General features: G+C 56.9%; 24 protein-coding genes and 1 tRNA gene. 12 read left to right on the top strand and 13 right to left on the bottom strand.

Features of this window, described 5'->3' with window-relative positions:
* Positions 1–29: 29 nt before the first annotated feature.
* Positions 30–878: a 4-(cytidine 5'-diphospho)-2-C-methyl-D-erythritol kinase gene (gene ispE, locus I2E69_RS01705; RefSeq protein ID WP_195458418.1), complete on the top strand. Its 849-nt coding sequence runs from the start codon at positions 30–32 to the stop codon at positions 876–878.
* A 47-nt stretch (positions 879–925) separates the two neighbouring features.
* On the opposite strand, the gene I2E69_RS01700 is transcribed toward ispE, so the two are convergent.
* Together I2E69_RS01700 and I2E69_RS01695 are read right to left on the bottom strand one after the other, a co-directional pair.
* Positions 926–1,882 carry a DUF3667 domain-containing protein gene (locus I2E69_RS01700; RefSeq protein ID WP_195458417.1) on the bottom strand — a complete coding sequence of 319 codons (957 nt, stop codon included), beginning with the start codon at positions 1,880–1,882 and terminating at the stop codon, positions 926–928.
* A 29-nt stretch (positions 1,883–1,911) separates the two neighbouring features.
* Positions 1,912–2,355, bottom strand: coding sequence for an RpiB/LacA/LacB family sugar-phosphate isomerase (locus I2E69_RS01695; protein WP_195458416.1), 444 nt, complete (start codon positions 2,353–2,355; stop codon positions 1,912–1,914).
* Positions 2,356–2,539: 184 nt separating this feature from the next.
* Here I2E69_RS01695 and I2E69_RS01690 point away from each other — a divergent pair, with 184 nt between their 5' ends.
* On the top strand, positions 2,540–2,905 hold the full coding sequence (locus I2E69_RS01690; protein WP_195458415.1) for a YbaN family protein: 366 nt from the start codon (positions 2,540–2,542) through the stop codon (positions 2,903–2,905).
* A gap of 48 nt (positions 2,906–2,953) precedes the next feature.
* Here the strand turns inward: I2E69_RS01690 and I2E69_RS01685 are convergent, their stop codons facing one another.
* The 5 genes from I2E69_RS01685 to typA form a co-directional block, all read right to left on the bottom strand.
* The gene (locus I2E69_RS01685) at positions 2,954–3,988 is read right to left on the bottom strand and encodes a hypothetical protein (protein ID WP_195458414.1); all 1,035 of its coding nucleotides are present in this window, start codon (positions 3,986–3,988) and stop codon (positions 2,954–2,956) included.
* Positions 3,989–3,993: 5 nt separating this feature from the next.
* Entirely contained in the window at positions 3,994–4,245 is a 252-nt protein-coding gene (locus tag I2E69_RS01680; protein ID WP_195458413.1) for an NVEALA domain-containing protein, read from the bottom strand.
* 361 nt (positions 4,246–4,606) lie between these two features.
* Positions 4,607–5,251, bottom strand: a complete 645-nt coding sequence (locus I2E69_RS01675) for a DUF4377 domain-containing protein (protein WP_195458412.1) — start codon at positions 5,249–5,251, stop codon at positions 4,607–4,609.
* A gap of 90 nt (positions 5,252–5,341) precedes the next feature.
* Complete coding sequence (locus I2E69_RS01670) at positions 5,342–5,659, bottom strand: hypothetical protein (protein ID WP_195458411.1); 318 nt, start codon at positions 5,657–5,659, stop codon at positions 5,342–5,344.
* A gap of 2 nt (positions 5,660–5,661) precedes the next feature.
* Positions 5,662–7,464 (bottom strand): translational GTPase TypA, encoded by a 1,803-nt coding sequence (gene typA, locus I2E69_RS01665; protein WP_195458410.1) that lies wholly within the window; start codon positions 7,462–7,464, stop codon positions 5,662–5,664.
* Positions 7,465–7,545: 81 nt separating this feature from the next.
* Between typA and aroB the strand changes: the two genes are divergently transcribed.
* The gene (gene aroB, locus I2E69_RS01660; protein ID WP_195458409.1) at positions 7,546–8,559 is read left to right on the top strand and encodes a 3-dehydroquinate synthase; all 1,014 of its coding nucleotides are present in this window, start codon (positions 7,546–7,548) and stop codon (positions 8,557–8,559) included.
* A 99-nt stretch (positions 8,560–8,658) separates the two neighbouring features.
* The gene (locus I2E69_RS01655; RefSeq protein WP_195458408.1) at positions 8,659–9,750 is read left to right on the top strand and encodes a hypothetical protein; all 1,092 of its coding nucleotides are present in this window, start codon (positions 8,659–8,661) and stop codon (positions 9,748–9,750) included.
* 133 nt (positions 9,751–9,883) lie between these two features.
* Here I2E69_RS01655 and I2E69_RS01650 read toward each other — a convergent pair whose 3' ends face one another.
* The 4 genes from I2E69_RS01650 to I2E69_RS01635 all read right to left on the bottom strand — a co-directional run bounded on the left by I2E69_RS01650 (position 9,884) and on the right by I2E69_RS01635 (position 14,263).
* Complete coding sequence (locus I2E69_RS01650) at positions 9,884–11,167, bottom strand: malic enzyme-like NAD(P)-binding protein (RefSeq protein ID WP_195458407.1); 1,284 nt, start codon at positions 11,165–11,167, stop codon at positions 9,884–9,886.
* A gap of 163 nt (positions 11,168–11,330) precedes the next feature.
* Positions 11,331–12,344 carry a hypothetical protein gene (locus tag I2E69_RS01645; RefSeq protein ID WP_195458406.1) on the bottom strand — a complete coding sequence of 338 codons (1,014 nt, stop codon included), beginning with the start codon at positions 12,342–12,344 and terminating at the stop codon, positions 11,331–11,333.
* A 37-nt stretch (positions 12,345–12,381) separates the two neighbouring features.
* A complete protein-coding gene (ruvB, locus tag I2E69_RS01640) occupies positions 12,382–13,389 on the bottom strand; it encodes a Holliday junction branch migration DNA helicase RuvB (protein WP_195458405.1) in 1,008 nt (335 codons plus the stop codon).
* 160 nt (positions 13,390–13,549) lie between these two features.
* Positions 13,550–14,263, bottom strand: a complete 714-nt coding sequence (locus I2E69_RS01635; RefSeq protein WP_195458404.1) for a hypothetical protein — start codon at positions 14,261–14,263, stop codon at positions 13,550–13,552.
* A gap of 135 nt (positions 14,264–14,398) precedes the next feature.
* Here I2E69_RS01635 and I2E69_RS01630 point away from each other — a divergent pair, with 135 nt between their 5' ends.
* Complete coding sequence (locus I2E69_RS01630) at positions 14,399–14,947, top strand: RNA polymerase sigma factor (protein ID WP_195458403.1); 549 nt, start codon at positions 14,399–14,401, stop codon at positions 14,945–14,947.
* Positions 14,948–15,015: 68 nt separating this feature from the next.
* The gene (locus I2E69_RS01625; protein ID WP_195458402.1) at positions 15,016–16,323 is read left to right on the top strand and encodes a hypothetical protein; all 1,308 of its coding nucleotides are present in this window, start codon (positions 15,016–15,018) and stop codon (positions 16,321–16,323) included.
* A 246-nt stretch (positions 16,324–16,569) separates the two neighbouring features.
* On the opposite strand, the gene I2E69_RS01620 is transcribed toward I2E69_RS01625, so the two are convergent.
* Positions 16,570–16,644 (bottom strand) — tRNA-Arg (locus I2E69_RS01620).
* A 42-nt stretch (positions 16,645–16,686) separates the two neighbouring features.
* Between I2E69_RS01620 and I2E69_RS01615 the strand changes: the two genes are divergently transcribed.
* From I2E69_RS01615 to I2E69_RS01590, 6 genes are all read left to right on the top strand, one after another.
* Positions 16,687–17,316, top strand: a complete 630-nt coding sequence (locus I2E69_RS01615) for a helix-turn-helix transcriptional regulator (RefSeq protein WP_195458401.1) — start codon at positions 16,687–16,689, stop codon at positions 17,314–17,316.
* 5 nt (positions 17,317–17,321) lie between these two features.
* Positions 17,322–17,918 (top strand): riboflavin synthase, encoded by a 597-nt coding sequence (locus tag I2E69_RS01610; protein ID WP_195458400.1) that lies wholly within the window; start codon positions 17,322–17,324, stop codon positions 17,916–17,918.
* Between the two features lie 4 nt (positions 17,919–17,922).
* Positions 17,923–18,975, top strand: a complete 1,053-nt coding sequence (locus I2E69_RS01605) for a sensor histidine kinase (RefSeq protein ID WP_195458399.1) — start codon at positions 17,923–17,925, stop codon at positions 18,973–18,975.
* Positions 18,976–19,134: 159 nt separating this feature from the next.
* A complete protein-coding gene (gene lgt, locus I2E69_RS01600; RefSeq protein ID WP_195458764.1) occupies positions 19,135–20,007 on the top strand; it encodes a prolipoprotein diacylglyceryl transferase in 873 nt (290 codons plus the stop codon).
* 11 nt (positions 20,008–20,018) lie between these two features.
* Positions 20,019–20,942: a hypothetical protein gene (locus I2E69_RS01595; protein WP_229095322.1), complete on the top strand. Its 924-nt coding sequence runs from the start codon at positions 20,019–20,021 to the stop codon at positions 20,940–20,942.
* Positions 20,942–21,433, top strand: coding sequence for a GtrA family protein (locus I2E69_RS01590; protein ID WP_195458397.1), 492 nt, complete (start codon positions 20,942–20,944; stop codon positions 21,431–21,433). The genes I2E69_RS01595 and I2E69_RS01590 overlap by 1 nt, the downstream gene beginning before the upstream one ends.
* A gap of 25 nt (positions 21,434–21,458) precedes the next feature.
* On the opposite strand, the gene uvrB is transcribed toward I2E69_RS01590, so the two are convergent.
* Complete coding sequence (gene uvrB / locus I2E69_RS01585; protein WP_195458396.1) at positions 21,459–23,504, bottom strand: excinuclease ABC subunit UvrB; 2,046 nt, start codon at positions 23,502–23,504, stop codon at positions 21,459–21,461.
* Positions 23,505–23,591 lie beyond the last annotated feature (87 nt).

Below are 23,591 nucleotides of genomic sequence, written 5' to 3'. Positions count from 1 at the left end.
CAAAAATAGAAAATTCTTACCTTTGTTCCATGATCTTGCGAGCAAACTGCAAAATAAATCTGGGCCTCGACATTCTGCGCCGCCGCGCGGACGGTTTTCATGATTTGGAAACGGTCATGTTCCCCGTCGCGGGCCTCTACGACGAGGTGGAGGTGGTGCGCACCGGCGCGTCCGGGAGTGTGTGCGGGGCGACCGGTGCACCCGGCGCTGCATTCCGGGCCGAAGGGTTGGCTGTGGACTGCGCCCCCGAAGAAAACATCTGCCTCAAGGCGTTCCGGCTGATGCAGCGGCATTACGGCGTGGACGGCGTGTCGATCCGCCTTGACAAGCGCGTGCCGTTCGGTGCGGGGCTGGGCGGGGGATCGGCAGACGGTACGGCTGTGCTGATCGCTGTCAATGAGTTGTTTGCACTGGGACTTTCCGAGTCCGAGCTGATCGCCCGTGCCGCCGAACTGGGCAGCGATACGGCTTTCTTCGTGCGCAATACGCCGCAGTTATGTAAAGGAAGAGGTGAAGTGATGGAGCCTTTCGCGCTGGACCTGAGTGGAATGACGCTGGTTATTATCAAACCCGACGAGGGGGTTTCGACGCGTGAAGCCTATGCCGGGGTGCAGCCCCGGATTCCGGAAACGCCGCTCGCGGAACGTCTCAGGCGGCCTGTGGCCGAGTGGCAAGGCCTGGTTACCAACGATTTCGAAGAACATATTCTCGCCGCGCATCCGGCTATTCTCGCCGCAAAGGAGTGCCTGCTGGCCCAGGGGGCTGTTTATGCCTCGATGTCGGGCAGCGGTTCGGCGGTCTTCGGACTTTTTGACGGCGGTCGGAACCCGAAAAACAAAAGTTTGGAAAATCTTTCGCCTTTCGTATTCGAACTGTAATTTTCTGCCGGGGCCGGGAGTTCTCCCGGAGCGGCCTGAATCCATACTTATCTTGCCGGGAGCGAATCCGTCGGAGACTGCACGGTCTGCGTCTCGTCATCCGTATCGCTGAGGGCTTCGACGATTTCCTGGATGGTGTCGCGGAGGAGATTCTGCGTCTCGCCTTCCTGTTGCCCGGCGTGCAAACTGCGGTTGAAGGTGAATGTTTCGCGGCACTTCTCGGGAGAAACGAGGTAGAAGCCCCCGACGACGACCGAGCAGAGGACCAATGTTGCAACGAAAATGTAAACGTATTGCAGCAGGTTGGCGAGCAGCGTGCGCAGCAGGGCCGATCGTTTCTTTTTCAGCCCGAAGATTTTCAGGAAAACGAATGTCGTATAGAGGAACAGCGGCAGTGTCAGCATGTAGAAACTGCTGTACCATGGAATCAGCAGTTCGGCCGGGAGCGCCGCAATCATCAGCGTGATTTCGAAGATCGAGAGGAAAATGCCGATGTATAGGTACTCGACATAACGTAGATCGGTTTTTCGCCGGAAAACCGTCTTCATAGCCAGTGCAAAAAACGGCAGCACCAACAGCAGGTAGCCCGCCGGGTGGAGCGAGGCGTAGTCGATGTAGGTGCTTACGAGCCACTGGAACAGGGGTTGGTCATCGGCGGCGATCGGTGTGTGATCCTTGCCCACGAGCAGGAAGACCACGGCGTAGAAGGTCGACAGCAACAGCAGGATAGCAACCGGGTTGAAGTATTTGCGGCGGCAGCCCGCGATGAATTCGGGAATGACCCGGTGGGGCCGGAACAGAATCGAGAGCCATGTCATCACGGCTCCCTTGCGCATGTTCATGCCCCGCAGTCCGTAGGCCTCGTCGCCGATGAAGGTCGAGGTGACGCTCTCCACGAGTGCCGCCCAGCCCAGTCGCCGTGTCGAAGTCCGCTGTCCGCAGGCCGGGCAGTAGTTGTTGTCGACAATGTGACCGCAGTTGCGGCAAAGCTGGTGTGTGGACATTCGGGCAGGTTCTTCGGACGGAGCGGGCCTTATTTGCAGCCCGCTACGGGCATCTTGGCCAGGCGCGCTTCGTGGCGTCCGCCTTCGAACTCGGCGGCAAAATAGGCGTCGAGCATCTTGACGGCTTCGTCGTTGGTGATGAAACGCGCCGGGAAGACGATGATGTTGGCGTTGTTGTGACGGCGGATTAGCGAAGCGATTTCGGGCTCCCAGCTCAGCCCGGCACGGATGCCCTGGTGCTTGTTGAGCGTCATGGCCATCCCTTCGCCCGAGCCGCAGAGTGCGATGCCCTGTTCCAGTTCGCCGTTTTCGATCGCCGCGGCCAGCGGGTGCGCGTAGTCGGCGTAATCGACGCTCTCGGGCGAGTGGGTCCCGAAATCGAGCACCTCGTAACCCATGGCGCTGAGATAACCTACCAGGAATTCTTTCATTTCGTAGCCGGCGTGGTCGCTGGCGATGCCTATTTTTTTCATCGTATTTCGGTTTATTTGTGTTCTCTATTACAAATTATATAAAAAGCCGGACTATTGTCAAACCGGGTCGTATCCGGTTCGGGACGGCCTTCCGGTTCGTAAAAGTGCCGTTGCGACATCAAAGATAGGTAAAAATCCCGTTTTGCCGTGCGGTGGGGCCCCGAATTTATGCTATTTTTGTGCCGTGAAAATTTTCCTCGCCATATTGGGGTGCGTTGCGCTCGTGCTGGGTATCGTCGGCATCTTCGTCCCGCTGCTGCCCACTACGCCGTTTCTGTTGCTGGCGGCGGCCCTCTGGGTCCGCTCGTCGCCGCGGCTTTACGAATGGCTGATCACGCACCGTTACTTCGGCGAATACATCCGCAATTTCCGCGAAAACCGCGCCATACCCATGCGCGCCAAAATCATTTCCATCGCCCTGATGTGGGGCACGATGCTTTACTGTGTCTGCGCGCTGCTCACGCAGTGGTGGTGGGCCCAGACCGCGCTGCTGGCGGTGGCCGTCGGCGTCACGTGGCATATCCTCTCGTTCGCAACGCTCCGCAAATAAAAAAATGCCGGATACATATCCGGCAATGGGGAATTTGTTGAAGCGGCGTTATGCCGGGATTCGGAAAACGTACAGGCAGTCTTCGTTCAAAGGATCGTGACCGTAGATGATTCCGGCCTTTTCATCGATGACGATATCGGTCAGATAATGGTCGGACGACAAAATGCGGAGCGTTTCGCCGTTTTCGGCGTCGATGATTTCGATGCGGGATTCCCTTTTTCCGAGATTGCCGGTCAGTACCCCTTGCCAAAGCGCATAGACATATCGTTCGCAGCAGACAACATCCGAATAGTAAAAATACATTTCATCGTCGCGGTCCTGGGCGCAAAGTTCTTCTTGGGCGGAGTCGCTTCCCAATACGTGCGTCAGGCAGAATCCCTTGGGGGTGAGGTCGTACAATTCGATACGGTCTATATAGCGGTATGCTATTGCCATACGGCCTGCGCAGAGGGCGGCTTTACATTCGAAGGGGGCGGAGTAGCCGCCATCGGCCGGCCGTAGCGGAAAATCGACGGCGTCGACGATCTGTTCGTTTCGCATATCGAGTAACTCCACGGCTATTTGGCGCGGCAGAAAACTCGTACCGACGAACAGCGTATCGTTGTACTGCACGAGACGGGTGTAAGGTTTGGGCAGATTGCGTTGCCTTTTCATCCAGATCGGGAACCGGAAGGCCGACAGGTAAACCAGGCTGTCCGCGCGCAGTTCGAACATTTCCATTCGGTTCAGGCTGTTCGAATAGACCGCTACCCGGTTTTTTTCGTGCATTTCGCCGAGCGAAGGTATCGGAAACTCATGCGGCCCGCGTCCGCTATTTCCCCATTGTGTCCGCACCCGCTGTTCAGGAAGGGAATATATGGTCAGAAACGGCGTTGCCCGGCTATTGAGTACATAGAGGTCTCCATGCGAAAGAAACCAGCGTTCGGAGTAGAACAGGAACGGCAGGGCAATTGAATCTGCCTTGCAGACGACAGGCGAAAGGTCTGCCTTTTTGCGGAAAACGATCCCGTCCCCGCTTTTTTTTACACAGCCTGTCAAGGTTGCCAGTAGGAGCAGCCATACGACGATTCCCGGCTTGGACAACCTGTTTACCATCGTTTGCAATCTTCTTTTCCCCTGCCGGTTTTTTCTGCATAGCAGCAGTCGTATATACGCTCATTTCCCTCCAATATCCTTCGATAACCATTGAAATTATCACAAGGGCTTTCGTCGCGAGATAATGCCTCGACATTGGCTTCGATTAAATCGGACAAAGAGTTGTTGTTGTTGGATTGATAAAGAGCGAATCCACTTACTAAAAATGAAACAGCAATGGCTGATCGAATAAAACTTTTTTTCATAAGTCAGGTGCTTTAAGGAGATATTTGAATACTAAGGTATGATAATAATTTATATTATACAATTTTTTATTGGTGAAATTAAAATAATATGTATATGCGGAAATTCTGAGACAGCTTGTTTCGGAAAAAAACGGGCCCATACAGGACCCGTTTTTATCGTTGGATACCCCCCCCCTACGTTATTTTACCAAGCAAGGCCGTTGTTGTTGGCGGTGGATTTCCGTATTATCGCTTGTTGCAGAAAAAGAACGGCGTGAATGCGGAGCGATAAAGACAGGGCAGAGTACGGCTTCTGCTGAATATGGTATGCGGATGGTTTTGATGGCAGTTTTGCTGCTGAAAGACGGTGTGGGCGGAAATATTAAAAGCTGGGCAGTCCTTCTGAATCTTTTTTCTCGCTCGAAATCAACTCCTTCAGGTTGTATTTTACGGTCCAAGAGTCGTTGTCGATCAGGTGCTCCTGCGCCTTGTCGTATTCGGCGACGGGCTGGATGCGTACGTACGCTTCGTAACCGGGTTTGAAGTCGAAGCCTTCGATCTCCCAGGGAAACGCCTGCCAGCGGGGTTCGGGGTAGCGCGTGTCCTTGAACCAGTAGGCGGCCATATGGTTGTCGGCACGCTCGGAGGCGATGACGATTTCGAGTTCCGGGCTGAATGTCTTCGGATCGACGGACGGTTCGGCGGGTATGCGCGAAAGTTGCCGGATCATGGTATACCGTAACGAAGAACCGTCGGCGGGAGGGTTGGGGACATGGTCGATGCGGACGAGCATGTCGGTTTGGTATCCCTTTTCGAAGGCGAATCCCTCGATCGGGCCCGGGGCGATTTCCCAGTTGGCATCCGACCCTTTTTTTACGATATAGGCCGGGACATAACCAAAACCCATGAAGACACCCGTAACGCCTTTTTCAGGGGCGACGGTCCAGGTTTCGGTGTACGACTTGTCGTCGTCGCAGCCGCCGAAGACGAGCGGCAGCAGCAAAAGCAGGGCGAAGTATTTTTTCATAGAGGTCGGAGGTTTCCCTAAAAACGGGGCCAATGCCCTGATACTGCATGGACTGGCACAAAAAAAACGGACCGGAGTCCGTTTTTCGGGTTATGCCAGGTAACGTTCCGCGACGCTGATCAGGAAGCCGAACAGCAGTGCGTTAAACAGCACGACCGGAATTGCCTTGCGCTCTTTGCCGGAGAAGGTGAACAGCACGGGGATCATCAGCATCAGTGTGACGCCCATGCCGTCGGCCCACCAGGGGAGGTAGGGCAGGTCGCTGTAAAAGACGATCACTGCGGCGAAGAAGAAGATGAAGAACGCCGAGAAACACGAGCGGGCCGGAAGCCTCTGGAAAATCATGGGGATGACATCCAGCGCTCCGACGACGACGCCTACGGCGAGCGAAAGGGTGAAATGGTCCATCGCTATTTCGCCGCGCGTTTGCGGTCGTTTTCGTCGAGCAGGATCTTACGAAGGCGCATGGCGTTGGGAGTAACCTCCACGTATTCGTCGCCTTGGATGTATTCGAGGGCCTCTTCGAGCGAGAAGACCTTCGGCGGAGCGATCGACGTTTTGTCGTCCGAACCCGAAGCGCGCATGTTGGTCAACTGCTTGGCTTTGGTGACGTTCACAGTGATGTCGTTCTGGCGCGTGTGCTCGCCGATGACCTGACCGGCGTAAACCTGCTCCATCGGGCTGATGAAGAAGCGGCCGCGGTCCTGCAGTTTGTCGATCGAGTAGGCGAAGGCCGTGCCGGTCTCGCCCGAGATGATCGAGCCGTTGGTGCGCATCTCGATTTCGCCGACCCACGGTTCGAAACCTTTCAGGCGGTGGGTCATGATCGCTTCGCCGGCCGTGGCGGTCAGCATGTTCGAGCGAAGGCCGATAATACCGCGCGAGGGAATATCGAATTCCAGGCGCGTGCGCTCGCCGTCGGAAGCCATGTTCGTCAGCGTGCCCTTGCGGCGCGTCGTAAGGTCGATCACCGTGCCTGCATATTCTTCGGGGCAGTCGACGGTCATCTCCTCGATCGGCTCGCATTTTTTGCCGTCGATCTCCTTGATGATGACGTGGGGCTGGCCCACCTGGAGTTCGTAACCTTCGCGGCGCATGGTCTCGATGAGCACCGACAGGTGCAGCACGCCGCGCCCGAAGACGTTGAACGAATCGGCCGAAGGGCCGGGCGTCACGCGCAGGGCGAGGTTTTTCTCCAGCTCGCGGTCGAGGCGCTCCTTGATGTGGCGCGAGGTGACGTATTTGCCGTCCTTGCCGAAGAAGGGCGAGTTGTTGATCGTAAAGAGCATCGACATCGTGGGTTCGTCGATGGCGATGGGAGGCAGCGGTTCGGGATTCTCGTAGTCGCAGATCGTGTCGCCGATCTCGAAGCCTTCGATGCCCGTGATAGCGCAGATTTCGCCGCAGGGGACCTCTTCGACCTTCTTCTTGCCGAGGCCCTCGAAGACCATCAGTTCCTTGATGCGGGTTTTCTGCATCGTCACGCCGTCGCGCTTGGCGAGGGTGACCATCTGGCCCGCCTTGAGCGAACCGCGCGTAACCTTACCCACGGCGATACGGCCCGTGTAGGCCGAATATTCGAGCGACGTGACGAGCATCTGGGGCGTACCCTCGACGATCGTCGGTTCGGGAATCTCGTCGACGATGGCGTCGAGCAGCGGGACGATCGAATCGGTCGGTTCGTTCCATTTGTGCGACATCCAGCCCTGCTTGGCCGAGCCGTAGATGGTCTTGTAGTCGAGCTGTTCCTCGGTGGCGTCGAGCGAGAACATCAGGTCGAAAACCTGCTCGTTGACGATTTCGGGGCGGCAGTTGGGTTTGTCGACTTTGTTGACGACCACGATGGGCTTTTTGCCCAGCGCGAGGGCTTTTTGCAGCACGAAACGCGTCTGGGGCATCGTGCCCTCGAAGGCGTCGACGAGCAGCAGCACACCGTCGCACATGTTCAGCACGCGCTCGACCTCGCCGCCGAAGTCGGCGTGGCCCGGGGTGTCGATAATGTTGATCTTATAGTCCTTGTAGATGACCGAAACGTTTTTCGAAAGGATCGTGATGCCTCGTTCGCGTTCCAGGTCGTTGTTGTCCAGTATGAGTTCGCCGGTCGGTTTGGCGTTGTCGCGGAGAATGTGTCCCGCCAGAATCAGTTTGTCGACGAGTGTCGTCTTGCCGTGGTCGACGTGGGCAATAATCGCAATATTGCGCAGTTTTTGCATAAAAGTATATTTTGTGGTGCAAAGGTAACAAATTCTCGGGGAATTATACTAATTTTGCTTGTTTCTTAAAAAAGTTAAATAATGAAACCTGCCTTCAACGTTCGCCAGCAGAGCGAAATTTTTATCGGACCGACAGCGGATATTCTCTCCGGAGTACTTCCCGAGGGGCGTGTGGTGGTCGTTTCCGACTCCACGATCGACAGGTTGTATCATCCTGTACTGGCCAACTACGACACCGTGCTGATCGGCCTGGGCGAGAGCATCAAAACGATGCAGACCGTCGAGACGATCTACCGCCGTTTCATCGAACTGGGTGTCGACCGTTCGACGTTCGTGTTGGCGGTCGGGGGCGGTATCGTCACCGACGTGGCGGGATTCGCTGCGTCGACCTATATGCGCGGTCTGAAATTCGGATTCATATCGACGACGCTGCTGGGGCAGGTCGACGCTTCGGTGGGCGGCAAGAACGGTGTGAACGTCGACGGATACAAGAATATGGCCGGGACTTTTACGCAGCCGCAGTTTGTCATCTGCGACCCGGAATTGCTGCGCTCGCTTCCCGACAGGGAGTTTCGGGCCGGACTGGCCGAAGTAGTCAAGGCGGCGATTATCGCCGACGCCGACCTGTTCGGACGTATCGAGCAGACGACCTTCGAGGCACTGCGCACGGATACCGATCTGTTGTCGGACGCCGTTTCGGCCGCGATCCGCGTCAAGGCCGACATCGTCGAGCGCGACGAGCGCGAGTCGGGGGACCGCCGCAAACTCAACCTCGGACATACGCTGGCGCATGCCATCGAGAAGTGTTCGAACCGCATGAACCACGGCGAAGCGGTGGCGGTAGGTACGGTGCTGATCGCCGGGGCCGCCGTGAAGCTGGGCGTACTGACGCCGACCGACCGTGACCGGATCGTGAATCTCTTGACGAATCTGGGCTTCGATCTGACGCCGCCCGTGGAGGTGAGACGCCTTTTAAAAGAGGTCGGCAAGGACAAGAAGAACGAGGACGGCATGCTGCGCATCGTCCTGCCGGTCGGTATCGGCGACTGCGAGGTGCGGCCGATGACGGTGGATGCCTTTGCGGCGTTGTTCTGACCCTCCCCCTGTTTTGACAGCCGACGTTCTTCTTTGCTGCTTTTCGAGCGGGAATCAAGGGAGACGGATTTGATTTTGAAAACGAGAACCCGGAATATAATGAAGAGAACAGTAATTTTCTTAACGCTCTGTTTCCTGGCGGGAAGTTGCCTGAACCGAAAAAGCAGTCAACCGGCAACGGATGCGATGCGGGCGGCTGACAGCGAGGTAGCCGAAAAGAGTTCGTTGCCGACAGAGTCGGAATTGGAAGGTTATCCGATAGACTATCATTCGGTTAAGGTCATCGAGAGGGTTTATGTTACCGACAGGCGGGGCGTCGATGCCAGGCAGGAGCCCGATGACGCGGCAAAAAGGCTGTTGCATTACAGCTACGGCGACCTCCTGGAGGTCATTGACACGGCGGCTGATTTTTACGGCATCAGGAGTTTGGTCGCACGGGAGTGGCAGGATGAACGGTATCGTATCGAAGGTTCGAGATGGGAAAAGGTATTCGTGAAAAAAGACGCAGTGGGCGGCCTTTCGAAGATAAAACTTATTCCTGACGATTTGAACATAGTCAGTTGTCTGGATGAGAACAATAATGAAAGTTCAAAAATCCTTGACAGGTATTTGGAAGTGGAATTGATTGGTAAAGAGACGTTCGACAGCCTGGCGAATAACAGAGTCGATTATTTCGTTGCGGATACGGCGACTTTTCGAAAGGTTGATGGCGTGATTACCCTGAAAGCCGACGAAAAAGAGGTGCGGCTCGTCGATAGACCGATCGTTGGCGATGGAGGAAACGAATTCAGTTATTTAGGGCAATACGGAATCCTGGACCAGTATGTGATTTATATACAAGGTAATGAATGGTGGGAATATGAGTTTTACGATAAAACCACAGGCGAGCAGCAGTGTCTGGGTTTCTGTGGATTTCCGTACGTCTCGCCCGATCGAAAATATATCATTTGTATCTCGGGCTATCCCTATGACCCCGAATCCAATGTGGAGCTGTATGGAATAACGGACGGGGGAAAGATCGAAAATATCATGACCACGACTTATACGAACTGGATGCCGGTTGACACCGACTATGCAGGCATGTTTTGGGCTTCGGACGGCTGTTTCTATCTGAAAGCCGTTCATACGCAACTCTATTTCGAGAAAAGCCCGGATTGTCAATATTTACGGATAAAATTGTTATGCGAGTAATGCTTTCGAGAACCGTTTGATCGTATTGCATCGCGCGGGATTGCATTGCCCCCCCCCTCTCTCTTATGACCTGCACCCCGAAAGTTCTTTATCGAACTTTCGGGGTGCAGGTTATTGGAGGTCGGATTTTTTATTATTCCAACTGATATTGTTTCCGGAGTTTCTCGGCATAAGCGTCCCAGTCTGTGATCGGTTTTTTGGCGACGCCCGATTCGATGGCGGCTTTGGCTACGGCCGTGGTGACAGTGCACAGCAAGCGCGGGTCCATTGGCTTTGGGATCAGGTAATTGCGGCCGAATTCGAGTTTCTCGACTCCATAGGCGCGCAGGACCATCGCCGGAACCGGTTCGCGGGTCAGTTCGGCCAGCGCATGCGCCGCAGCGAGTTTCATCGGCTCGTTGATCTTCGTAGCCCGCACGTCGAGTGCGCCGCGGAAGATGTAGGGGAAGCCCAACACGTTGTTGACCTGGTTCGGGTAGTCCGAACGGCCCGTTGCGAAGATGATGTCCGGGCGCGAGAGCATTGCGGTGTCATAGGCGATTTCGGGATCGGGGTTGGCGAGGGCCATGACGATCGGGTTTTCGGCCATCGTGCGCAGCATTTCGGGCGTCAGCGTGTCGGCCTTCGAAACGCCCAGGAATACGTCGGCGCCGTGCAGCGCCTCGGCGAGCGTCGAGATGCGCCGTGTAGTGGCGAGTTCGCGCTTCATGGGGTTGATGTCCTCGCGGTAGACGGTGACGGCTCCCTGGCTGTCGCAGAGCACCACGTTTTCACGGCGGATGCCGAGTTCGATGAACAGTTTTGCGCAGGCGATGGCGGCGGCTCCTGCGCCGTTGACCACGACGCGCATCTTGTCGAGTTCCTTGCCGGCGATCTTCGCGCCGTTGAGCAGCGCTGCCGAGGAGATGATTGCCGTGCCGTGCTGGTCGTCGTGCATCAGCGGGATGTCGAGCTCTTCACGCAGGCGGGTTTCGATTTCAAAGCACTCCGGGGCCTTGATGTCCTCGAGGTTAATGCCTCCGAAGGTGGGTGCAATGGCTTTCACCGTGCGGATGAACTCCTCGGGATCGGTGGCGTCGACTTCGATGTCGAAGGCGTCGATACCTGCATAGGTCTTGAAGAGCATGCCCTTGCCCTCCATGACGGGTTTGGCCGCCAGGGGGCCGATGTTGCCCAGTCCGAGTACGGCCGTGCCGTTCGAGATCACGGCGATGAGGTTACCTTTGTCCGTGTACTTGTAAACGTCGTCCGGTTCCTCGGCAATGGCCCGCGAAGGAGCCGCTACGCCGGGCGAATAGGCCAGCGACAGGTCGTATTGCGTGTGATAGGGTTTGGTCGGTACGATCCCGATCTTTCCGGGACGACCCTCGCTGTGATAGCGCAGCGCCGCATCGTCAAGTTGCGTTTTTGTACTCATCTCATTTTCCGTTAGTAACCTAATAACTCTAACGGCAAATATAGTACAATTATTGTCCCGATCTTAACAATTTTTAGAATTTTTCGAAAATATTTTAGAAATAAAACGGCAGTCTCTGTTGATTCCGGCCCGGTCTTGTCGGATGATACGGCAGGACGAAGGGTCAGAAATAGAATCGCAGGCCTCCGTCGAGCGACAGGCGGGCGATACCGTCGTTTTTGTACGAAGCGGATTCCGAGTCTGCATAGTTCGACGTATTGAAACTGACGCTGTAAGCCCCGATGCTGAAGCCCAGGCCGACGCTCCGTGAAAGTTTGTATTCGACGCCGAGGTCGACGTGGCAGCCCAGACCGGCCTGGTTCATGGAGAGTTTGTAGATGGTTTCGCTGTATTGGGCATAGCCCAGGCCGATCGATTCGTGGAAGGCCCATTTGCGCCCGAGGTTTTGGCGCATGACGAACTCTGCGCCTACGTAATGCAGGCGGATGTCGAATTTCGTACCGTCTAATTTTGCCGAGGTGAAATAGCCCGAATAGCGCAGCCCGAAACCCAGTCCGCTGCGTGCCGTCCACTGGAAAGCGCCGTTGATGTCGAGCCCGCGGCGCGGGTTTCCGGTGACGCCTTCGGCCGTTTTGGTCTTGGAGAGGACGAAGGCCGCGCCCGCGTTGATCATAATTGCGCAGGGTTTGCGTTCGGAGCTGGCCGGGTGGTTCGCCTTCTGGGCCGTATTGGCCGGGATGTACAGTAAGTTCGTGCGGTAGCTCTGGAGTGCGATATTGTCGAAATAAGAAGCCGTGTAAATGGAGTCGGGCAGCCGCAGGACGCTGGCAGCGATCTGGTGGCACGAACTGCCGAATGCCGAGGGTTCCTTGTGCCAGGTGAGGATCAGTCCGTTGCCGCCGGCGTTGTTCGTGGCGTCCTTGGCCCGTTGCAGGACCTGCCGGAAGCCGCAGTTGGATGAGAGGCCGTTGTCACGGACCTCGACGCTGCCGAGCACCTCGGCCTGGGAGGGCAGGGTGTCGGTGAGGTTGTAGACCAGCACGGTGGACCCTTCGGGCCGTGCCGGGTAGCTTTTCTGGAAGCTGGAGTAGATTTTGGGCGCACAGCCGACACTCGGGAAGAGCAGCGCGGCGATCAGGAGGCGCAACAAGCAGGGGAGGAGGCGAACGTTTTGCATGTAGTTTGGGTTAGATGGGTAAGTTGCCTCCCCTCGGTCAGAAAAGCGAGGCTTCCCTGCCCCGGGGGGATGTGAATCCGAGGTGTTCATAAGCCAGCGGAGTCGCTTCGCGGCCGCGCGGGGTGCGTTTGAGGAAGCCTTCCTTGATCAGGAACGGCTCGTAGACCTCCTCGATTGTCCCGGCCTCTTCGCCTACGGCCGTAGCCACGGTGTTCAGGCCTACGGGACCGCCGTTGAATTTCTCGATGATCGTGCCCAGGATTTTGTTGTCCATCTGGTCCAGTCCGCGTGAGTCGATGTTCAGGGCCGTGAGGGCTATGCGGGTGATTTCGAGGTCGATGTGTCCTTCGCCCTTGACCATCGCGAAGTCGCGGACGCGGCGCAGCAGGGCGTTGGCGATACGCGGCGTGCCGCGTGAGCGCAGGGCCACTTCATGAGCCGCATCGTCGTCGATCGAAACGTCGAGGATGCGTGCCGAGCGTTTCACGATACCCGCGAGCACCGGGGCGTCGTAGTATTCGAGGTGGCACTGGATGCCGAAACGTGCGCGCAGGGGCGAAGTCAGCAGGCCGCTGCGCGTCGTGGCGCCGATCAGCGTAAAGGGCGCCAGTTCGATCTGGATCGAACGGGCCGAGGGGCCTTTGTCCAGCACGATGTCGATTTTATAGTCCTCCATCGCCGAGTAGAGATACTCCTCGACGATTGGGCTGAGGCGGTGGATTTCGTCGATGAAAAGCACGTCGCCCGGATTGAGGTTGGTCAACAGGCCCGCCAGATCACCCGGCTTGTCGAGCACGGGGCCCGACGTGACGCGAAGCTGCGCCCCCATTTCGTTGGAGATGATGTTGGCGAGGGTTGTTTTGCCCAGACCCGGAGGGCCGTGCAGCAGGACGTGGTCGAGCGAGTCGCCGCGCATGAGCGCCGCTTTGATGAAGATATGGAGGTTCTCGACGATCTTGTCCTGCCCGGAGAAGGTTTCCAACTCCTGCGGGCGGATCTTGTTTTCGAATTCGAGATCGCTTTCGGTATTGCGTACGATTGACATAATGCAAAGATAGCGATTTTCGGCAAATCTGTGCCGTTTGGACGAAAAAACAATCCGGCGGAAGGCGGTTTGCTGCGGGGGCTTGCGGAGTGCCGGGGCGGGGCATAAAAAATCCGGCCCGCAGAGTGGCGGACCGGAACAGCTGCCGATTGAGGAGTGGCTACTTCTCCTGCGGCAGGTCGAGCTTGATCTCCTGGAGGCCGTTCTCGCGGGTCTCGATGTGCAGGATGACACCTTTCTTACCCTCGAGCTGCCCGGCGAGCGGTGTGAGGTCGAACGAGAGGTAGTACCCCTTGGTGTAGCCCTCCGTGTCGCCGCCTGCGCTGTGGCGCAGTTCCAGGTTCAGGTAATTGTCGTCGGCCTCCTGTGCGGGCGCGGGTTCGCTGCCGCTCTCCACGTTGTTGACGATCACCGTGAAGTCGTGTTTCGAGTTGTCCGACACGGGATAGAGCGCGTAGAAGGTGAGCCACTCTTTGGTGAGGTTGAACGTGTTGTTCTGGAAGCCGGTCTTCTCGCTGCCCAGTTCGTCCAGCTGCTCCTGCGTGTCCACGATCATCGAAGTGCCGGTGAAGATGTTTTCGACGTTGTAGAGGGCGATGTTATAGTCGTAGCCTTCAATGCCCGAGAGCAGGTTGAACCAGATGATGGTCCGCTGCGTTTTGTCGGGATCGGGTTTGTAACCCGGGACGCGGCTCTTGTCGCCCGGGTAGAGCGTCTCGCCGTTGTCGCGTTGAAAATAGTAGTCTCCGCCGTCGAGCGAGTGGACGGTGGTGATGAGCGGCGAATATTTCGGGTAATCGCCGTCGTCGTCGTTACAGGAAGTAAACGCTGTGCCGGCCAGGGCCGCGATAAGGAATAAACCAAATTTTTTCATAATATCCGTATTTTATGTTACCTTTCGCTCTTAAAACGTCCGGCAGGGCGGAATACTGCATGAAAAATTATTTTTTTTCACGGCATGCAGTCTTTTGCCTTCCGCCGCATTTATAGAGTGTATTGAGTAATGCAGATGGAGGAACAGATACTGGCCGAAGGGTGCAGGAACGGGGACGATACGGCCCGGAAAGAGCTGTACGACCGCTATGCAGGCCGTCTGTTGGCGATATGTATGCGTTACGCCGGCGACCGTGCAACGGCCGAGGATCTGCTCCACGACGCTTTCCTGAAAATCTACGGGGCGTTCGACCGCTTCACCTACCGGGGACCCGGTTCGCTGCGTGCCTGGATCGAGCGGGTGACGGTGAATGTGGCGCTCGAATGGATTCGCAACCGCAATAAACTGGGAAGCGTGGCGCTCGATGAAGGCAAAGCCGCAGCGGAGGTGGCGGAGCCCGATGTTTCGGAGATGGCCCGTGTTCCGCGCGACGTGCTGATGCAGTTCGTCGGCGAGTTGCCCGAAGGCTACCGGGCGGTCTTCAACCTCTACTGCATCGAAGAGTATTCCCACCGCGACATCGCCCGGATGCTGGGAATCAACGAGAAAAGCTCCTCTTCGCAATTATTTCGCGCCCGGGCCCTGCTGGCCCGCAGGATCAGGGCTTATCTGGAGACGCATTGACAGGATGCAGTTCCGGGAATATTTAAAACAAGGTGGATCATCCGGTGCTGCCGGACTCACATAGAACTATGAAACAAAACAAAGATTGGACCGATGCCATGCGGAGCGCGCTTCGCGACGCCGAGCTCCCGCCCCCGGCCGGGGGCTGGGAGCGTCTGCAACGCGAGCTGGGCGGTGCGGCTCAGGAGCCGGAGGCTCCCGGGACCAAACCCCGCGGGTCCGTGTGGCGGATCTATTGGCCGCGGTTTGCCGCCGCAGCCGCTGCGGTGCTGATCTGCGTCGTTGCAGGTGAATTCCTGCTCCGGCCGGACAAGGCGTTGGAAAACGATGGGACTGTTATCGCATCGGCAGCGGAGGACGGCGCAGCCGCGGTTGCCATACCGCAGCAGGCGGAACCCGAATCCGTGCAGGACGCCCTTGCACAGGTTGTCGGACTGCCCCGGGAGCGAATCGCCGAAACCACCTCCGTTCCGGCCCGGGAAACGCTTCTGGCATTGACCGCTGCGCAGCCTGCGGAAGCAATGCTAAAGTCTGCGGTTTCGGAGGCCGACGATGCGGCCGCAGCGAGGGTCGAAGCGGATGCGGCGCCGGAAGTTTCCGGGGAAAAAGCGAAAGACGTGTCCGGCGAAAAGGCCAAACCGGCATCGAAACAGGCGTCCGGACAGTCCGCTGTGCGGTCGGCGGCAACCGGTACGGCCCGCCGTTCGGCGTTCTCCGACGAGCCGTTCGTGGCTTACACCAAGCCGCGCAAAACAGCGTCGTTCTCGCTCTTTGCCGGCGGCGGCGTGTCGGGCGGCGCAGGCGGAACCCTGGCCCCGCGGCTGCTCTATTCCTCGACGACAAGCGATGCTTCGTCGGTGGTCGGCAACGGTGATAAAATAGCGCCCCTGCGCCGGAATGAATATGGCGAGAGTTCGTTCCGCCACCACCAACCGCTGAGTTTCGGTCTCTCCGTGCGTAAGGAGTTCGCACATGGATTGTCGCTGGAAAGCGGTGTGAACTACACCCTGCTGCGTTCGGATGTGAGGATGCAGTACTCTTCGGACGATGTGGGCCAAAAGCTCCATTTCATAGGGGTTCCCCTCCGGGTGAACTGGCAGTTCCTCGAACGCGGCCGCTTCTCGTTGTATATGGGTGCGGGCGGAATGGTCGAGAAGTGTGTCTCGGCAAAACTCGGCTCCAAGACCATGGACGAACCGGGAGTACAGTGGTCGGCGCTTGCCGCCGTGGGAGCGCAATACCGCGTAGGCAGTATGGTAGGGCTCTATTTCGAACCCGAAGGTTCGTATTACTTTACAGAAACGGAATTGCGTACAGCCCGTACGGATTCCCCCTTGACGCTAACCTTGAGACTGGGCGTGCGCCTCTCTTTTTAAAGTCTGATTTTTTAAATCGCACATTTATTGTATAAGAGGAGTTCGCACCCCGGGTGTGCGGATTCCTCCTTTCATATATACATAGGTGTGCCCTAAACTGCTATTTGCAGGTCTAAAAATGTTATTTTTTATTGTATGATCGAAATTTGTTACTATTTTTGTTGAACAAATATAAGTGACGCCCGACCTTGCATTCGCCCAAATACGATAAAAAAACACAAGTGCGCTTGTCGCACACTTGTGTCATGGTAGTCCCGACGGGAATCGAACCCATATCGTAAGAACCGGAATCTTATATTCTATCCATTGAACTACGGGACCGGGTGTGCAAAGATGCGAAAAATTTTTTAATATTCGAAAGAAATGCGAGAAAAACAGAATAATTGGCAAAGAATTGAAGCCGTAATCAAGTGGGCAAATATGTCGACAAACTATTTTGCGCGATATATCGGCCTTGCGCGCGGTGAAAACCTCTATCAGATAAAGCGCGGCAACAACGGTATTTCGCTCGACGTTGCCGACAGGATCGTCGCGAAATTCCCCCAGGTGGACAAACTGTGGCTGCTGACCGGCGAAGGACAGATGTTCTCGGAAGAGAAAACACGCGGCGCGCAGATACCTTTTTATAACGTGGATGTCGAACAGGGCATCGCACACCTCGAACACCTCGAACCCGAGAGCAACCTCGTCGTGCCCCCGCTGGGTGCGTGCGACCTGGCGATGTGCTATACCGGGCGGGCGATGGGAGCCACCGTGCCGCCGGGAACGGTCGTGCTGCTGAAGGCCGTGGACCGGGATGCAATTATTCCCGGGGGTGAATATGTGATTGTCTGCCGAAAAATTGTAACTTTGCGGATAGTTAGGGCCGCCGATGAGGAGGGCAAAGTCCGCCTGGTGGCCGGAGATCGGGAAAACTATGACGACATCGTTTTGAATGTCAGTGATATAGTGTCGGTCTACAACGTAAAAGGCAAATTGATCATAAATAGTTGACGAATATGTTTTCAGGCATCGTGGAACGTACGGCGGAAGTGGTTTCGATTCGTACCGACCGTCAGAACAAGGATTTTACGCTCCGTGCGGATTTCTGCAAGGAGTTGAAGATCGACCAGAGCATAGCACATAACGGCGTATGTTTGACAGTTGTGGACATCACGGAGGATACCTATACCGTGACGGCCATGAAAGAGACGCTCGACCGGAGCAACCTCGGGCTGCTCCGCGAAGGCGACCTGGTCAACCTCGAACGGTCGATGAAACCCGATGCGCTGCTCGACGGACATATCGTGCAGGGCCACGTCGACCAGACGGCGGTCTGCACGGCCAAAGAGGATGCCGACGGAAGCTGGTACTTCACCTTCGAGTACGAGCCGCAGGGCGCTGGACTCTGTACGGTAGAGAAAGGTTCGGTGACGGTCAACGGCGTGAGCCTCACGGTCTGCGACTCGAAAGAGAACAGTTTCCGGGTGGCGATCATTCCCTACACTTTCGAGCATACGAACTTCTGCCGCATCGAGGTCGGGTCGGTCGTGAACCTCGAATTCGACATCGTGGGCAAGTATATCGCCCGGCTGATGCAAAATTACATGAAGTAAGCCTATGGTACACATCAAGACAAAAGAGGGGGCGTCGCTGTGGATCGCCCTGCTCGCCGCAGTTATCGTCGCCGTGGGCATGATGTTGCTCCACGTCGTGTGGTGGATTACGCTCTGCGCATCGGCAGGCGCGTTCATCGTGGTGGCGCTCGCGGCGCTGTTCATCATCCGTAAGTATGTGGCTTACAAGCTCAAGCCTATTTATTCGATCGTCCTTTCGCGCGACGTGCACACCAACGAGATTTTCTCGGAACTGAAAGACAAGCGCGTCGAGAATATCGGCGAGGAACTGACGGCCTGGGCCGATACCAACGACAAGGAGATCGCCCGCCTGAAGGAGGCCGAGTGTTTCCGCAAGCAGTATCTTGGTAACGTGGCCCATGAACTGAAAACCCCGATTTTCAATATCCAGGGTTATATCTCGACGCTGCTCGACGGCGGGCTGGAGGACGAACTGATCAACCGCAAGTACCTCGAACGCGCCGAGAAGAGCATCGACCGCCTGATCAATATCGTCAACGACCTCGACACTATTTCGAAACTCGAAAGCAGCATGAACCGCTTGAATATGGAGCGGTTCGATGTAGTGGCGCTGGCCAAGGAGATCGCCGAACAGGCGGAGATGGAAGCCGACAAAAAGGAGATCCGGATTTCGGTCAAAGGAGCCGACAACCTGCCCTCGCCCTTCTGGGTGTCGGCCGACAAGCATTACATCGGGCAGGTGTTCGTCAACCTGATTATCAACTCGATCCGTTACGGCAAGGAGGGAGGCCAGACGCGCATCCGTTTCCGTGACATGCTGGATAAGATTCTGGTCGAGGTCGAGGACAACGGTTCGGGAATCTCCAAGGAGGACCTGCCGCGCGTGTTCGAACGCTTCTACCGGACGGATAAGGGGCGGTCGAGGGAGCAGGGCGGCACGGGCCTCGGACTGGCCATCGTCAAACACATCGTCGAGGCCCACGGCGAGCGGATTACGGTTCGCAGCGAAGTAGGTGTAGGCAGCACATTCTCCTTTACGCTGAAAAAGGTGAATTTGCAGGATATGAATAAATAAAGGCCTGCCCGTCAGCCTGCTGTCTGAGGACTTGGCTGCGTTGCGACGAGCCCTTTGAGGGTTTTGGGGCGGGCGGAATTGAATATGCGGCATCCTGCCGCGACTACGGCGGCCCGGAGCGGTCTTGGGGCCGAAAAAATGGATAAACTTATATAAATGATACTACAACCGTTAAGTATTGTCTGGGATTTCGATCCGGTGCTGTTCAGCATCGGGTCGCTCGACATTCGTTACTATGGCCTGATGTGGGCGCTGGCCATCCTGATAGGCGCGAAATTCTTCGATAATTTCGTCAAACGCGAAGGTTTGCCTGCAAAGGTCTCGGAGTCGATTTTCATTTACGGAACGCTTGCCACGATCCTCGGGGCGCGATTGGGCCACTGTCTGTTCTACGACACGATGGAGTATCTTTCGAAGCCGTGGACCATCATCACGGGATTCCGCGACGGCGGCATGGCCAGCCACGGTGCTGCTATCGGCCTGCTGATCGGCCTGTGGCTCTTTTCGCGGCGCAACAAGCTGCCTTACATCTGGTCGCTGGACCGTATTATGATTCCGGTGGGCATCGGCGGCGCGATCGTGCGGCTGGGCAATCTTTTCAACTCGGAGATTTTCGGCCAGGCGACGACCCTGCCGTGGGGCTTCGAGTTTGTCCGTTCGCATAAATGGGTGAGCGAGTTCGCTCCCGCGGCGGTGCACCCGACGCAGATTTACGAGGCGATCTGCTACCTGGTGACTTTTGGCATCCTTTGCTGGTTGTACTACAGGAAAGACACTGCGCGCCGCCGTCCGGGCATCCTGTTCGGAATCGGACTGATCGGTACGTTCCTCACGCGTTTCTTCATCGAATACATCAAGACCGAGCAGGAGCCTTTCGAACTGGGCTGGACCCTCGACATGGGGCAGTGGCTCAGCATTCCGTTCATCCTGTTGGGAATTTATATGATCTGGCGGGGCGTTACACAGCCCGAGACGGTTCCGGCTCCGGCTCCGAAAGCCCCGGCTGCAACGTCAAAAAAGAAGAAAAAATGAATGGTAATCCGATGGAAGAGCAGATAGGCAGGCTTGTCGGCAACCTGCTGGCCGGCGTAGGGGAGGTTTACTTTCCCGGCGTGGGGTCGCTCTACACCGAGCGTCAGGGGGCGAAACGGCTCAGCCGGCGCACCGTGTTGCCGCCGTGTCGCACCGTGGCGTTCACCTCGCAGCAGCGGGGCGTGTCGCTGGTCGACGAGATTGCCCGTGTCCTGCTCGAAAGCGGTGAATACGAGGATCCTGAAGCCGAGGCGCAAGCCGTTTACGAGCGTTGGATCGAGCGGGTCCATCAAGTCAACCTGCTGACTGTCGAAGGCGTCGGGGAGTTGAAATTCAAGAATTTCATCCTCGACGAGGCATTCGACCTGAGGTTGAATCCGCAGGGGCACGAACCTGTGCGGATTCGTGTGCAGCGCCGTTTCGACTGGCCGTTGTGGGTGGGCGTCGCGGCGATCCTGGTCGCGGTCGTTTACGGCGGACGGGAATTCCTGCTGCTTTATCCCGAAGAGACGGAGACGGCTGCTGTGGCGGAGGTCCCGGCTGCTCCCGACAGTCTGCCGGTTGCCGGGGGAGCGACCGATGCCCTGGCTGAGACCCCGGCCGTGGAACTGCCGAAGGCCGAAGAGCCGGTTTTACCGGCGGACGCTGTTTCGGGGACGATGCCGGAACAGAAATACGAGGTGTCGGAAACGCCGATGGCATTGCTTCCGGGCCGTCATTATGTGGTGCTGGGGGTTTTCAGCACCCCGGAAAATGCGGTTCGAGCTGCGCAGGAAGCCGTGGCCAAAGACTCTGTATTCCGCTGCCGGATTTACTATTTCGGGAAAAAATACATGGTTTCCCCTTTCTCGTCGGACGAAGTTGCGATGTGCACGAATTTTATCCGTGAACAGGGTGACGTTTTCTCCGGCATGTGGACCTATACTGCCCGTTGATGACTGTTGCGGAGCTGATAGCCAAGGCGATCGACTGGTTTTATATTCGCCCCGTCGCTGCGATTCTGCCCCGGCGGGTATTCCGCTATGCGGTCTGCGGCGGTATGAACGTCGTTTTCAGTTGGGTCTGCTACTTCTTCGTTTACAATTTCGTACTGGATCAGGAATTGCTCGATTTCGGGTTCATAGCTATTTCGCCGCATGTCGCAGCGATGCTGATTACCTTTCCGCTGACCTTTTTCGCGGGATTCTGGCTCAATCGCAACGTGGCGTTCCGCCGTTCGCCGATTCCTTCCGGAACCCAGTTGTTCCGCTACCTCCTGTCGGTTGCGGGTTCGGTTGTGGTCAACTACTTTTGCCTGAAATTCTTTGTCGAGGTTTGCGGTGTCTGGGCTACGCCCTCGCAGATGCTGGCGACGTGCGTCACTACGGTGTACAGCTTCTTCGCCGCGAAATATTTCACCTTCCGGCACGCTGAAAAACTGGAATAAAAAAGGACCGGATTCCGGTCCTTTTTTATTTCTTGCGGTTCTCCTCCCGAAGTTTCTGGAGTTCGTACATCCGGTCACGGAATTTCGCCGCAGCGAGGAAGTCCAGCGACTTGGCGGCACGTTCCATGTCCTCGCGCGCCTTGTCGATCAGTGCGTCGATATTCTGGCTGGCGGTGTAGTTCTTCTGCACGTCGGCCGCCGTGGCGTAGTGGTCTTCGGCAATGGGGTAGGTCGTCATGTCGATCTCCGAAGTGTCGATGCGGCCTGCCAGCAGGGCGCTCTGTCCCGAGCCGCTCTTCTGCGCCTGCCGCGGCAGCATTTCGTGCTCCATGTTGTAGCGCACCTGTTTTTCGCGGCGGCGGTTGCTCTGTTCGATGGCGTAGCGCATCGAATCGGTACAGGTGTCGGCGTAGAGGATCACATTGCCCTGCGAGTGGCGTGCGGCGCGTCCGGCGATCTGCGTGAGCGAGCGGACGTTACGCAGGAACCCTTCCTTGTCGGCGTCGAGGATCGCGACGAGCGCCACCTCGGGGAGGTCGAGGCCCTCGCGCAGCAGGTTCACGCCCACCAACACGTCGAACATTCCGGCCCGCAGGTCTTCCAGAATCTGGATGCGTTCCAGCGTGTCGACATCCGAGTGGATGTAGCGGTTGCGCACGCCCACGCGGTCGAAGTATTTCGAAAGTTCCTCGGCCATGCGTTTGGTGATGGTCGTCACGAGCACCTTGTCGTCGTTTTTCACGCGTTTGTCGATCTCTTCGATCAGGTTGTCGATCTGGTTCAGCGTCACGCGTACCTCCAGCGGCGGGTCCACGAGGCCCGTGGGGCGGATCAACTGCTCGACGATCACACCTTCGCTCTTCATCAGTTCGTAGTCGGCGGGCGTGGCGCTCACATAGATCGACGTGCCCTGCAACTGCTCGAACTCCGAGAAGGTCACCGGGCGGTTGTCCTTGGCGGCCGGAAGGCGGAAGCCGTATTCCACGAGGTTCTCTTTGCGGGCGCGGTCGCCGCCGAACATGGCGTGGACCTGCGGCAGGGTGACGTGGCTCTCGTCCACGACCATCATGTAGTCCTTCGGGAAGTAGTCGATCAGGCAGAAGGGGCGCGTTCCGGCGGCGCGGCCGTCGAAATAGCGCGAATAGTTTTCGATGCCGGGGCAGTAGCCCAGTTCCTTGATCATTTCCAGGTCGTATTCCACGCGCTGTTTGATGCGCTGCGCCTCCATCGGGCGTCCGGCGCGCTCGAAGAACTCGATCTGTTTGCCCAGGTCGAGGTAAATCTGCTGCACGGCGGCGTTGATGCGCTCCTTGGTCGTCACGAAAAGATTTGTGGCGTAGAGCGTGATGCTGTCGAGCGAGGCGATGCGCTGTCCCGTGACGGGGTCGATCGACTGGATGGCTTCGACCTCGTTGTCGAAGAACATCACGCGGAAACACTGGTTGCCGAACTCGCCGAATGCCGCCATGATGTCCACCGTGTCGCCGTTCACGCGGAACGTCGCCGGCTCCAGGTCGCGTTCGGTGCGGGTGTATAGCGCTTCGACCAGTTTGTAGAGGAAATGTTTGTAGCTCACGACCTGCCCGACCTTGATGTTGATGGCCGTGGCGTGGAAATCCGCCGGGTTGCCCGCGCCGTAGAGGCACGAGACGCTCGACACGACGATCACGTCGCGGCGGCCCGACAGCAGCGTGGCTACCGTGCCCAGACGCATCTTTTCGATTTCGGCGTTGATCGAAAGGTCTTTCTCGATATAGGTGTCCGACGAAGGCAGGTAGGCCTCCGGCTGGTAATAGTCGTAATACGATACGAAATACTCCACGGCGTTCTCCGGGAAGAAGTTGCGGAACTCCCCGTACAACTGTGCCGCGAGGGTCTTGTTATGGCTCAGGACCAGCGTCGGACGGTTCAACTGTGCGATGACGTTGGCCACCGTGAACGTCTTTCCGGAGCCCGTCACGCCCAGCAGCGTGTTGTGCTTCGAACCGTGTTCGATCGAACTCACGAGTTGTTCGATAGCCTCCGGCTGGTCGCCCATCGGGGCGTAGTCCGATACGAGTTTGAAATCCATAGGACAAAGTTACATATTTTTTCGGATATAGAACGGAAATCGCAGGCTGTGGCGTATGTCCGATAACATTCTTGATATTTTTCCGTA

Source organism: Alistipes sp. D31t1_170403_E11 (assembly GCF_015553985.1).
In the GTDB taxonomy this organism is placed as follows: domain Bacteria; phylum Bacteroidota; class Bacteroidia; order Bacteroidales; family Rikenellaceae; genus Alistipes; species Alistipes montrealensis.
Note: the sequence above shows the minus strand (reverse complement) of the source record. Positions and strands in the feature narration are given on the sequence as shown.

Excerpts from the sequence above, each read along its gene's own strand:
- ispE (WP_195458418.1), top strand. The coding sequence starts at position 30 with ATGATCTTGCGAGCAAACTGCAAAATAAATCTGGGCCTCGACATTCTG.
- I2E69_RS01700 (WP_195458417.1), bottom strand. The coding sequence starts at position 1,882 with ATGTCCACACACCAGCTTTGCCGCAACTGCGGTCACATTGTCGACAAC.
- I2E69_RS01695 (WP_195458416.1), bottom strand. The coding sequence starts at position 2,355 with ATGAAAAAAATAGGCATCGCCAGCGACCACGCCGGCTACGAAATGAAA.
- I2E69_RS01680 (WP_195458413.1), bottom strand. The coding sequence starts at position 4,245 with ATGAAAAAAAGTTTTATTCGATCAGCCATTGCTGTTTCATTTTTAGTA.
- I2E69_RS01675 (WP_195458412.1), bottom strand. The coding sequence starts at position 5,251 with ATGAAAAAATACTTCGCCCTGCTTTTGCTGCTGCCGCTCGTCTTCGGC.
- I2E69_RS01670 (WP_195458411.1), bottom strand. The coding sequence starts at position 5,659 with ATGGACCATTTCACCCTTTCGCTCGCCGTAGGCGTCGTCGTCGGAGCG.
- typA (WP_195458410.1), bottom strand. The coding sequence starts at position 7,464 with ATGCAAAAACTGCGCAATATTGCGATTATTGCCCACGTCGACCACGGC.
- aroB (WP_195458409.1), top strand. The coding sequence starts at position 7,546 with ATGAAACCTGCCTTCAACGTTCGCCAGCAGAGCGAAATTTTTATCGGA.
- I2E69_RS01655 (WP_195458408.1), top strand. The coding sequence starts at position 8,659 with ATGAAGAGAACAGTAATTTTCTTAACGCTCTGTTTCCTGGCGGGAAGT.
- I2E69_RS01650 (WP_195458407.1), bottom strand. The coding sequence starts at position 11,167 with ATGAGTACAAAAACGCAACTTGACGATGCGGCGCTGCGCTATCACAGC.
- I2E69_RS01645 (WP_195458406.1), bottom strand. The coding sequence starts at position 12,344 with ATGCAAAACGTTCGCCTCCTCCCCTGCTTGTTGCGCCTCCTGATCGCC.
- ruvB (WP_195458405.1), bottom strand. The coding sequence starts at position 13,389 with ATGTCAATCGTACGCAATACCGAAAGCGATCTCGAATTCGAAAACAAG.
- I2E69_RS01635 (WP_195458404.1), bottom strand. The coding sequence starts at position 14,263 with ATGAAAAAATTTGGTTTATTCCTTATCGCGGCCCTGGCCGGCACAGCG.
- I2E69_RS01630 (WP_195458403.1), top strand. The coding sequence starts at position 14,399 with ATGGAGGAACAGATACTGGCCGAAGGGTGCAGGAACGGGGACGATACG.
- I2E69_RS01625 (WP_195458402.1), top strand. The coding sequence starts at position 15,016 with ATGAAACAAAACAAAGATTGGACCGATGCCATGCGGAGCGCGCTTCGC.
- I2E69_RS01615 (WP_195458401.1), top strand. The coding sequence starts at position 16,687 with ATGCGAGAAAAACAGAATAATTGGCAAAGAATTGAAGCCGTAATCAAG.
- I2E69_RS01610 (WP_195458400.1), top strand. The coding sequence starts at position 17,322 with ATGTTTTCAGGCATCGTGGAACGTACGGCGGAAGTGGTTTCGATTCGT.
- I2E69_RS01605 (WP_195458399.1), top strand. The coding sequence starts at position 17,923 with ATGGTACACATCAAGACAAAAGAGGGGGCGTCGCTGTGGATCGCCCTG.
- I2E69_RS01595 (WP_229095322.1), top strand. The coding sequence starts at position 20,019 with ATGGAAGAGCAGATAGGCAGGCTTGTCGGCAACCTGCTGGCCGGCGTA.
- I2E69_RS01590 (WP_195458397.1), top strand. The coding sequence starts at position 20,942 with ATGACTGTTGCGGAGCTGATAGCCAAGGCGATCGACTGGTTTTATATT.
- uvrB (WP_195458396.1), bottom strand. The coding sequence starts at position 23,504 with ATGGATTTCAAACTCGTATCGGACTACGCCCCGATGGGCGACCAGCCG.